Source organism: Duncaniella sp. (assembly GCF_029054785.1).
Taxonomy (GTDB): Bacteria; Bacteroidota; Bacteroidia; order Bacteroidales; family Muribaculaceae; genus Duncaniella.
The window spans coordinates 1-8,660 of the sequence record NZ_JAIDEN010000007.1; the positions used below are offsets into that span (position 1 = coordinate 1).

Annotated in this window: 5 protein-coding genes; 1 reads left to right on the forward strand and 4 read right to left on the reverse strand. The window is 54.8% G+C overall.

Annotated elements, in window-relative coordinates; translation table 11 throughout:
* Positions 1-531: 531 nt before the first annotated feature.
* Together K2H17_RS00145 and K2H17_RS00150 are read right to left on the reverse strand one after the other, a co-directional pair.
* Positions 532-3,099, reverse strand: a complete 2,568-nt coding sequence (locus tag K2H17_RS00145) for a glycoside hydrolase family 95 protein (protein WP_300130016.1) — start codon at positions 3,097-3,099, stop codon at positions 532-534.
* 131 nt (positions 3,100-3,230) lie between these two features.
* A complete protein-coding gene (locus K2H17_RS00150; protein WP_300130017.1) occupies positions 3,231-4,490 on the reverse strand; it encodes a peptidase U32 family protein in 1,260 nt (419 codons plus the stop codon).
* 175 nt (positions 4,491-4,665) lie between these two features.
* On the opposite strand from K2H17_RS00150, the gene K2H17_RS00155 reads away from it, so the two are divergent.
* The gene (locus K2H17_RS00155; RefSeq protein ID WP_300130018.1) at positions 4,666-5,406 is read left to right on the forward strand and encodes an ElyC/SanA/YdcF family protein; all 741 of its coding nucleotides are present in this window, start codon (positions 4,666-4,668) and stop codon (positions 5,404-5,406) included.
* A 92-nt stretch (positions 5,407-5,498) separates the two neighbouring features.
* Here K2H17_RS00155 and K2H17_RS00160 read toward each other — a convergent pair whose 3' ends face one another.
* Both K2H17_RS00160 and K2H17_RS00165 read right to left on the reverse strand, forming a co-directional pair.
* Positions 5,499-6,698: a pyridoxal phosphate-dependent aminotransferase gene (locus tag K2H17_RS00160; RefSeq protein ID WP_300130020.1), complete on the reverse strand. Its 1,200-nt coding sequence runs from the start codon at positions 6,696-6,698 to the stop codon at positions 5,499-5,501.
* A 5-nt stretch (positions 6,699-6,703) separates the two neighbouring features.
* The gene (locus K2H17_RS00165) at positions 6,704-7,858 is read right to left on the reverse strand and encodes a putative sugar nucleotidyl transferase (protein ID WP_300130022.1); all 1,155 of its coding nucleotides are present in this window, start codon (positions 7,856-7,858) and stop codon (positions 6,704-6,706) included.
* Between the last annotated feature and the right edge of the window lie 802 nt (positions 7,859-8,660).

The following is an 8,660-nucleotide window of genomic DNA, read 5'->3' on the forward strand; positions in this document are numbered from 1 at the left end:
CTGTGATACCATAGCTGCGGACACCTACGGCGCCCTTGCAATGGCCTGGATTCTCCCGACCGCTACGCGGCCAGCCTGAAAACCGACACACGCATCCGATAATAGTACCATGCGGTGATGCATGAGAACCCACATAAGCACCTGGCAGCCACGCGGTCTGCAAGAGAATCCATGTAAGCACCTGGCAACTTGCGGTTAGCATAAGGATTCACTGATAAATCTGGAATGTGTAGTGATGCGAAGATGGAGATGGCGGGATTCTGCGGTTATGCGAAGATGGGGATGGTGCGAAGATGAGCTGCGTAGCAGCGGCAAGATCTCAGGCCATTGCAAGGGCGCCGTAGGTGTCCGCAGCTATGGTTCATCAGGCCATTCACCCAACCACTGAGCGCCGTGGGTGGGAAACTTTTCCAACAGCCCCCAACCCGCCATGCAATAAAAAAACGCCGTAGGTGCGAAACATCTCAATCCGGATGTCTTGCAACTACGGCGCTTTTTGTATGTGGCGCTTTATTGACTTAAACTATCTGATCAGAGGGGAAGATCAGCCGCCTGGATGACGTATGTGGCACCCGCCTCGGTCGGAAGATCATAGAGCCATGTCTGGGGCAGATCGAGGGCCGGAATTTTGGTCGGATCCTTGATCACAGGCGCTGCAATGGTATAGACTCTGTTGAGCGGATTGGTATTCGCGCCTTCCGCAACGGAGAGAGCCGGGCTGCCTCCGGTTGATCTCAGAGGTGTGGCCGAACGCAGGCGCAGATTGCCGCCGAGGGTCGAACGGATGGTAGCCGAAACCAGTTTACCGTCGGCCCAGCTCATATCCGTGATCTCAAAACCGCCACGAGCGCGCAGACCTTTGACTGAACCCTGGGGCCATGCGTCGGGCAATGCCGGAAGCAGGTGGATGGCACCGTCGTGGCTCTGCACAAGCATTTCGGCGATACCGGCAGTACAACCGAAGTTACCGTCGATCTGGAACGGAGGGTGAGCGTCGAACATATTGGCGTAAGTGCCGCCGTCCTGGTCCTTGATTGTGACATTAGGATCTTTGAGGCGAAGCTGGTTGCGGATGAGGGTCATGGCATGGTTGCCGTCAAGCAGACGGGCCCAGAGGCAGACTTTCCAGCCCATAGCCCATCCGCGGCTGGCATCGCCACGGCCGATGAGCGATTTTTTGGCGGCCTGGAAAAGCTCAGGGTTGGTATAGGGAGAGATCTGGTTGCCCGGATAGAGACCCCAGAGGTGAGACACATGGCGGTGGCTGCTGCGCTCTTTGTCCCAGTCCTCAAGCCATTCCTGAAGCTGACCGAACTTGCCGACATGCATCGGAGGCAACTGAGCCTTGAGGTCGGCGAGCTGGGCGGCAAATTCACTGTCACAGCCGAGAACCTCGGCAGCGAGGATGGTGTTGGTCAGCAGGTCATAGACCATCTGGTTGTCCATGGTCACGCCGCTGAACACCGCCAGGCTGCGTTTCTTGCCGCCGGCATCATCATAGGAACCGAGTCCTGGGTGGTTTTCAGGCGAATTCGAGGGAGAGACAACCTTGTAGCCGGTCTTGGGATCTGTCACAAGGAAATCCTGGTAGAACTCACAGGCACCTTTGAGGATCGGATAGACAGCGGCAAGCCACTCCTTGTCGCCGGTGAAAAGATAGCGTTCCCAAAGATGGGAGGCAAACCATGCGTTGCAGGTAGGCCAGATGCTGCACGAGGCATTGTCGACCGAACCGGTCGAGCGCCAGAGGTCGGTGTTGTGGTGGAGAGTCCATCCGCGGCAGCCATACATCTTCTCAGCCGATTCGCGGCCTGTGACACTCACGTCCTTGACCATCTGGAGGAAGGGATCGTGACATTCGCTGAGATTAGTGACCTCGGCAGGCCAGTAGTTCATCTCGACGTTGATGTTGGTGGTATATTTGCTGTCCCAGGCAGGATACTGTCCGGCGTCGGGGTTCCAGATACCCTGAAGGTTGGCGGGCTGGGTGCCGGGCTGGGATGAGCTGATCAGCAGATAGCGGCCAAACTGGAAATACATGGCAGCGAGACCTGGGTCATCGGATGTGGAGAATTCGGCGATGCGCTGATCGGTCGGTTTGGCCTCCTGCGCGGGGTTGTGGCCGAGATCGAGGCTGACACGGTTGAACATCGAAGCATAACGGGCGCTGTGGTCGCGTCGGGCACGGTCAAAATTACGGTCGAATGCCGAGAGAGCGGCCATTGCCTTGGCATCGCTGTCACCGGAAATGTCCTTGTAGTTTTCAAAATTGGTCGCCGATGCCACTACCACCAGAACGCTGTCGGCATTTTTGACAGTGAGAGTCCCCTTGGAGCGGTCGGCACTCTGCTTGCCTCCGTCGGCAATGATCTGAATATAAGTAGTCGCGTGGAGACGGTTGGGAATGTTCTCCATCTCAGGCTGACCGGGGAATGAGCTTACGCGCAGCAGATTGTCGGTTCCGGCCACCACTTCAGCCGAAGCCTTGACGCGTTTTTCCTTTTCGGGACCTTTGAAAGAGGTGGTGAAACTGATTTTGCCGCCTTTCGAAGCTGTCAGGCGCATGACAAGCACATTGTCGGCAAAGGAGGTGAATATCTCACGCTTATAGTCGACACCTCCGAGGGTGTAATCGACCTGAGCGACAGCATCGGCCAGATCGAGTGTGCGGGAGTAGGCCGAGGGAACAGCCTTTGGTGTCTTGAAGTTGAACACGATGTTGCCCAAAGATTCGTAGGCCATACCGTGGGCTGTCACGTTGATGTCAGCGGTGATATTGGCCATTGCCAGACGCTGTGCGCGTTCATAGTCGCCGCGGTCAATGCAGTCGCGGATCTCCTGAAGATGGGCTTTGGCATTAGGATTGATGTTGTTGTAGGGACTTCCGGCCCAAAAGGTGTCTTCGTTGATCTGGATCGTATCACTGGCGATACCTCCGTAGACCATTGCACCCAGGCGTCCGTTGCCAAGAGGCAGGGCCTCAAGCCAGTAATCGGCAGGCCGGTCATAGCGCAAAGTCAGGCCGTTGTCAGCCTGGCCAGAGGCCGAGGCCGCAAAGGCGGCGATGAAACAAAGCACTGATAAGCAGAATTTCTTCATGGTTTATTAAAAAAGTATAGTATTAAGTTACAAAGTTACGTTTTTTCAAAGAGTTACACAAACGTGTGGTTAGATTTAAACCGGACTTATACACAGGCTATAAATGCCAATAACAGGTCTGCTGTTTTCCGTCAGCCCTGCTTTTTCGCAATGTCGGTCTCCTCCCAGATATAGAGGCGGTCGGAGGGACGGATTTTGCGCGGCACTTTGATCGAGAAGCTGTCGCCTTTCTTAACCATCGGCACGGGGTCATATTCCAGGCGCAATTCTTCGACGGTCATGATAATGGCACCCGTGTCAGTGCCGGTGATTACGATCTCATCGCCGACATGCAGCTCTCCGGCTTCCATAAGGAACTCCCCTACTCCGAGTTTCGGGAAGTGGCGCACACCTTTGGCCACATAACGCTTGACGCGTGTGGCTGACGATCCGTATTTCGAAGACCATTCGCCGAGGCGCTGACCGAGGTAGTAGCCGTTCCAGAAGCCTCGGTTGAAGATCTTTGACAGTTCCTCGTCCCAGCGGGCAATGCGGTCCTCAGTGAATTCGCCGCGGCAGACGGCGTCGATAGCCTCCGAATAGGCCTGGACGGCGATCTTGACATATTCCGGACCGCGCGCACGGCCTTCGATCTTGAACACTCTGACTCCGGCATCAATCATCTTGTTAAGGAAATGAATGGTCTTCAGGTCCTTGGGCGACATGATATATTTGTTCTCCACGGCCAGTTCGTCGCCGGTCTCACGGTCGGTGACAGTGTAGCCGCGACGGCAGATCTGGGTGCAGGCCCCGCGGTTGGCGCTTGAGTTCATTTCGTGGAGACTGAGATAGCATTTGCCTGAGACGGCCATGCAGAGTGCGCCGTGGCAGAACATCTCGATGCGTACTCTCTGTCCGTGAGGTCCGCGGATGTCCTCCCGCTCGATTGCGTCGTAGATAGCCTTGACCTGATCGAGATTCAGCTCACGGGCGAGGACTACCACATCGGCATACTGAGCGAAGAAGCGGACAGCCTCAATGTTGGTGACATTGAGCTGTGTGGAGATGTGGACCTCGACACCTATGCTGCGGGCATAGCTGATGGCGGCGATATCGCTCGCGATTATAGCCGAGATTCCGCTGTCGCGGACGGCCTCGATGACAGAGCGCATCTTCTCCAGTTCGTTATCATAGATGATGGTGTTGACTGTCAGGTAAGTCTTCACCCCTGCCTGATCGCAGATCGAGGCGATGTTCCGCAGATCGTCAAGCGTGAAATTGACCGATGAGCGTGAACGCATGTTCAGCCCCTCGACACCAAAATATATAGCATCAGCCCCGGCCTCGATAGCGGCATGGAGCGACTCATAGCTCCCGACCGGAGCCATTATTTCAAAATCTTTCCTGTTCATGACATCAAAAGTTACTGCAAAGTTAAGATTTTGGCCGCTTTTATCCAAAGATCAACAATCTTGATGGTTAACTTAGCAAAAGGAACACACATTTTTTATAACTTTGTGGAAACATCCGGTTTAGCTCTCAGCACAATCATATAAACCGGACGAACACCTAATTACATATAGTTTTATGAAATTCTCATGCGATAAAGGGCCGGGGCGGAGGAGGCGTCCGGTGATGAGGCAGATCTGCCTGAGTGTGGTGGCGTTTCTTGCGTTGTGTGTCGCTTTTACCGTCTACGCCAATGTGACTGTGGAGAGGGCGGCGGAGGGGCGCATCTATGACGGACCTGAGAGTATGCCCCATGTCAGGGTCGCACTCCTGCTCGGCACCAACCCGCACACCCGCAGCGGAGGAACGAACACCTATTTCACCAACCGCATAGCAACCGCGGCCTCGCTCTATCACGCCGGTAAGACGGACTACATAATAGCAAGCGGCGACAACCATATCAGGGAATATGACGAGCCGACGGCCATGCGCGACGCTCTGATGGAAGAGGGGGTACCTGAAGAGAGAATTATCCTCGATTTCGCAGGATTCCGCACACTTGACTCCGTGGTCAGGGCCAAGGAGGTGTTCGGCTGCGACTCTCTGACCATCATCTCACAGGCCGACCACAATGCGCGGGCGCTGTATCTCGCCGAAGCCAACGGGATTCATGCCGTGTCTGTCGCGGCGCCGCTCTGGGCACCGAGGTCGGTTAGGGTCAGACTCGCGATCCGCGAATGGCTTGCCCGTGACAAGATGCTGCTCGATATCTGGTTCGGCAAACAGCCCCATTTCCTGGGCGAACGGATCGAGATTCCTGATATTGCTCCACAGAGCGACAACTCGATTCCGACAGACGACACTATCGCACCTATATGACATAGAAAACCTCCTTCCGCCACGACAAACTGTCGATAAGCAGAAGGAGGTTCTTATATTACGGTGACTCGGAACAATCCGGTCTGTGAAAATCAGATTGTTCGGCCCGGATAGGCTTTGAGAGCGGCGGCGAGGATCTTCATCGCGCGGGCAAGGTCCTCTTTGTTGAGCACATAGGCCATGCGGACTTCATCGACACCCATTCCCGGAGTGGTGTAGAAGCCTGAAGCCGGGGCCATGAAGATGGTCTCTCCGTCGAGGTTGAAGTCGCGCAGACACCACTGGCAGAACTCATCGGCGTTGTCGACGGGGAGTTTGACCACCGTGTAGAACGCGCCCATCGGGATCGGGGTGTAGCAGCCGGGGATTTTATTGATCTCGTCAATGAGGAATTTGCGGCGCTCGACATATTCGTTGTAGGTTGCGAGCATGTATTCAGCCGAGGTGTCGATCGAGGCTTCGGCCACGATCTGGCCAAGCAGAGGCGGACTGAGACGGGCCTGGCAGAACTTCATGACGTTGGTCTTGAGCTGCGGGTGTTTGGTGATGAGGGCGCCGACGCGGATTCCGCATTCGTTGTAGCGCTTCGAGACGGAGTCGACGAGCACCACCTGCTCCTCGATGCCGGGAAGATGGAAGGCGGAGATATAGGGTGCGCCCGTGTAGCAGAACTCGCGGTAGACCTCGTCGGAGAAGAGGAAAAGGTCATATTTCTTGACCAGATCGCGGATCTGGAGCATCTCTTTCATTGTGTAGAGATAGCCGGTCGGGTTGTTTGGGTTGCAGATCAGGATGCCTTTGGTGCGGGGGGTGATCAGCTCCTCGAACTTCTCGACAGCCGGAAGCGCGAAGCCCTGGTCGATGTTGGAAGGGACGGTGACGATCTTTGCGCCGGCCGAGATCGCGAAGGCCATATAGTTGGCGTAGGCAGGTTCGGGGACAATGATCTCGTCGCCGGGATCGAGACAGGCCATGAATGCGAACAGGACCGCCTCGGAACCGCCGGTGGTCACGATGATGTCGTCGACATCGACCTCGATGTTGAAGCGGTGATAGTATTCGCGGAGTTTTTCGCGAAGCGACATGAGACCTGCTGAGGGGCTGTATTCAAGCACCTTGCGATCAATCTTCTTGAGCGCCTCAAGCCCTTCGGAAGGGGTCGGGACATCAGGCTGACCGATGTTGAGATGGTAGACCTTGATCCCGCGGGCCTTGGCGTCGTTGGCCAAGGGAGCAAGACGGCGTATCGGGGAAGCGGGCATCAGAGTGCCGCGTTCGGAGACTTGTGGCATAGGCTTCAGAGAGAGTTTTCGTTGATGGTTATGAAAATTTCCTTGTCGACCGGAGTCAGCTCCTTGTGACGGCGGCCCATCATGCGCGAGGCTGTGTCAAAGAAGCGGTCCATGATCACGGGCTTCATGCCGAGAGTGGAGCCTTCGGTGAACGAGGGGATGAAAGTGCGGGGGAAACCGGCTCCATAGAAGTTGACACCTACGCCGACAACCGTAGCGGTGTTGAACATGGTGTTGATGCCTGCCTTTGAGTGGTCGCCCATGATGAGTCCGCAGAACTGGAGATCGGTCTTGACGAAACGGTCCTCGGCCATGCTCCACACCTTGACCGGCGCATAGGTGTTTTTGAGATTCGAAGCCGTGCAGCCGGCGCCGAGGTTACACCATTCGCCGATGACGGCGTTGCCGAGGAAGCCGTCATGGGCTTTGTTGGAAAATCCGGTCATGACGACGTTGTTAAGCTCGCCGCCGACCTTGCAGTAAGGGCCGAGGGTGGTCGCGCCGTAGATCTTGCCTCCCATGTTGACGACTGCGTGTTCGCAGAGGGCGATCGTACCGCGCAGGCAGGCGCCTTCCATGATTTCAGCGTCGCGGCCTACGTAGACCGGACCTTTGGTCACATTGATGATTGCGCCTTCGACCGCCGCGCCCTCTTCGATGAAGAGCTGCGAGGGATCGCCGATCAGGCGGCAGGTCTCGCTCAGCGGCTGCGACCGGCGGCCTTCCGTGAGCGCGGCGAAATCACGGCGCAGGGCTTCGTCGTTGAGCATGAAGAGATCCCAGACATGGTTGACCGCGAGAGGAGTTCCCTCATAGGCCTTTGTCGCCGAGGGGTTGCCGTTGCCGCGACGGGCGATGGTCTCCCCGCCGAGAGTCAGAGCCTCGCCCGGCTGGAGCGAGAGGATGGCTTCGACGAGCTGACTGTCGGGGTGGAGGTTGCCGGCGATGAAGAGATTGTCGCCGTCAGCGGCCTCTACCATAGGATATTTTATCGAAAGATAGTCCTGGGTGCTGTATGAGTATGCTCCCGGAATGGCCTTCTGCCATTTTTCGGAAATGGTAGTGATGCCGTGGCGCAGAAGTGCGACAGGACGGGTCAGTGTCAGGGGCAAGAGTCCGGCGCGGGCAACTGCCGGATCGAAGAGTATGATATTTTTCATTTTGATTTTGACGTAATTGATAGTTTATGGTTTTGCAAAAATACGAAATTATTGCGAAAAGGCGTCATGCCAAGAGGCTGTTTGGCCATAATTTTTGCCTGATGCCGCAAAAAAATGTCCCGGCTGAATCATGCATGACTGCCGGGACGATTTCGGTCTCTTTCTATAATTATCAACACTTGAGACCGGTCTATTATAAATCAAGTCAGGTTTAAAAGGTTGTTTAAAAACAATAGTTAAAATCTGAGCGAAAGTTTTGAGGTGGATATGGATCTGAATTGAAGGAGCATAGCGAGCTATGCTCCTTTCTCATTTACAACAATTTATCTAAAAGATACACCACTCAGATTTTTACTCTTGTTTTTAAACCTCTAAGTTCGCATATCGATAAGAATTCCTGATATAATGCGATCTAAACCTGTGTAAGACAGTCTCATGTGGATTCCATTGGCGGCCAATAATATAAAATATTCCCGACAACACGAACCCTTCACACTACCGAAGCACCACAGGCGGCGATCCGATTGCATTTAGCAGGATTCTGTCAGACGGGACACAGATATTTTTTCATAATGTCGATCAAAGGAGAAGAGCCGTCCCATCACTTTCCTCTCCGCCACACCCCCACGAAAAAAACCGAGGTGAATGCGAAGCTGAATTGCCGAGGTGATGTAATCTCCCGACCTGCCCGAAAGCAGGTTTTGCAATGCAAAGATAATGCAATCTCGGGTCAAGCCGAAATGCCAGTGCATATGTTAAATTGAGACGTAGAGAGTGTTAAAATTTTAGGCGTATAGTTTGA